Source organism: Pseudomonas sp. B16(2017), assembly GCF_002113205.1.
In the GTDB taxonomy this organism is placed as follows: domain Bacteria; phylum Pseudomonadota; class Gammaproteobacteria; order Pseudomonadales; family Pseudomonadaceae; genus Aquipseudomonas; species Aquipseudomonas pharyngis.
Map to the genome: position 1 here is coordinate 1 of NZ_NEKA01000030.1, position 2,118 is coordinate 2,118.

Sequence of the window (2,118 nt, forward strand, 5' to 3'; positions counted from 1 at the left end):
GGGACGGGCGCTGACCAGTTCGAGGTCGAAACGGAACGGCTCGTTGAGGGCTTCGCGACCGGTGAAGCTGAGGACTTGCAGGTCGGCCGAAGCGCCTTCGAGCGTGAGGGTAATGTGGGTAGCGTTGGCGTCCAGCATGCCTTTATTTCCGTCCATTGAATAAGCAAGGGACGGATGGTGCAGGATTAGCCGGGCTCGTACAACCCGCAAATGCCCTTCAGGGGCGTAGGGTATTCCCTTAGAACGGGCATTTGACTCAGTGAAATCGGGGCCGTCAGAGTCGACTCACCCATCGGATCAGTCCAGACAGCCCGACTTGTACCGAAGCATCAGGGCTCAAGTTCTGTCAGCGTTTCTCCCTTGGCAGGGTCGGGCACCGGAAGCTCGTCGATTTCCAGAAAAGCGTCATTTCTACCGTAGCTCAAGAACTTGTGAGAGCTTTCGTTCCCCTTGTTCTCGAAAATGACCTGAGGTCCTTGCTGAGTCAGCAGGATCCAGCCGGGCCGATTTCTCTCGGCAAAGTTCAGGCGTTCTACCTGCGCGCTGTCTCCATCGAAGTAAAACAGCGCACCTTGCAGGTAGTTCGAGGTGAACTCTCCCGAAATCAGGAGTGCGTTCACATCTTTTGTCAGATTGACGCATTGCCAATGAACGTTGCTGCCTCTGGAAGCGTCCGAGTCTTCGTACAGATAGTTCGTTTTCTGTGACTGGCGGATCTTGTAAACATGCGAGTCGAGAATGGGATGGCCACTGAGTAGCGAAACCGCACTTTCAGCACTGGAGAGATCGCAGCGGGTTACGGTGGAAAATTTGAGCTCGGCAGCCGACACCTGCAGACTCACCAGTCCGATAATCAAGCCTGTAAGAAGACCCTTCACTTGGCCATATCTCTCAATACCTGCATTGAATTGGGCGCTGCACGCAGCTTGTCTGCACAGGCCTTGATTTTGGTGTAGTACCGGCCGTCAGTCCTGCCGCGATACTTTTTGTACGCTTCAGCAATCGGATCGGCTGCGCCGTTTTTTTTCTGGCGTTGAATCAGCAATTCCAGATATCGGGTGCCAGCACGAATGTTGGTGGCTTCATCCAGAAAACCGGGGCTGTCATGGAATTTGTCGGCCTCAAGATACAGTTTTGTTTCCGGCGAACGCTCTGCTCTGGGCTTGCTCAGATCTTCTATTCTGTACAACTCCCGAACAGCCCCCTTCAATAACTGCATCAGTCCCCGCGCCGTGCTTTCGCTTGATTCGGCTTTGGCATCAAAACGAGACTCCATGTAAATCTGGCAAATGATGGTGTCGTCATCGATCGACGATTGATTGTTCTTGGCGACCAGTGCCCGGATCTCTTTCAGGCGTGCACTGTCGTCCACCGGCAGCGCAGCAGACTTTTGCACGGTCGTGGGCGTCAGCACGGCTTTGCTGGTGGCCAGCGGTTGGTTCTTTGCCACGTCAGGCATCCCAATGTGGATTGAGGGGAGGTACGTCATCGTAGACTTCGATTGTCGCGGTCTCGGCTTCGAGGCTGCTGATCTTGCGCGTCTTGCCATGCTCATCCGTTCGCCCGACGAGGTTCTGACCCGAAGTGGTTTTGATCACATAGGGAAAGTTGCGCAAGGGCAGACCGCTGTTCTGATCCGTGATGATGAAATCCATGTCGTATTCGATGGCTTCCAATACTTCCTTGCGGGCGAGCAGGTTTCCGCTTTTATCGCTGGAGGCCGGTAAAGGAATCAATGGCGCCAGAATCGCAACTCCGGAACCCACACCCGGCGCACCGCCGGTATTGGCCTTCACCTCGGCACCACTGATTGTCACACCACCCGCGTCGACCTTGACGAAACTGCCGCCAGCCTTCGCCGTCTGTTCCATCCCGCCTTCGATCACGACTTTTTCACCAGCGTGGTAGTGAATCTCCGTGCCCGCTTCCACGAACTGCCCGGTGCCGACCTTCACATGCTGGGTCACGCCCACGGTCAGGTGATCGTTGGCGCGCATTTCGCTCTTGCGGTCCAGGTGGGTGATGCGGTGTTCCTCGACCTTGAATTCACTTAAAACATTGGCTTCAACGATGTCATGCCGTTCATTGCCGACGCGGATCTTCTGGTCGTGCTCGATG

Annotated in this window: 2 protein-coding genes and 2 pseudogenes; all 4 read right to left on the reverse strand. The window is 55.2% G+C overall.

Translation table 11 applies throughout. From position 1 onward, the window contains the following. Window positions 1-138 (reverse strand): annotated as a pseudogene (locus tag CAG25_RS28975) (type VI secretion system tip protein VgrG); the annotation flags it as partial. 191 nt (window positions 139-329) lie between these two features. Then, on the reverse strand, window positions 330-878 hold the full coding sequence (locus CAG25_RS28060) for a hypothetical protein (protein WP_064596419.1): 549 nt from the start codon (window positions 876-878) through the stop codon (window positions 330-332). After that, on the reverse strand, window positions 875-1,450 hold the full coding sequence (locus CAG25_RS28065) for a lytic transglycosylase domain-containing protein (protein ID WP_064596421.1): 576 nt from the start codon (window positions 1,448-1,450) through the stop codon (window positions 875-877). Before CAG25_RS28065 ends, CAG25_RS28060 begins: the two co-directional genes overlap by 4 nt. A gap of 1 nt (window position 1,451) precedes the next feature. Next, window positions 1,452-2,118 (reverse strand): annotated as a pseudogene (locus tag CAG25_RS28070) (type VI secretion system tip protein VgrG); the annotation flags it as partial.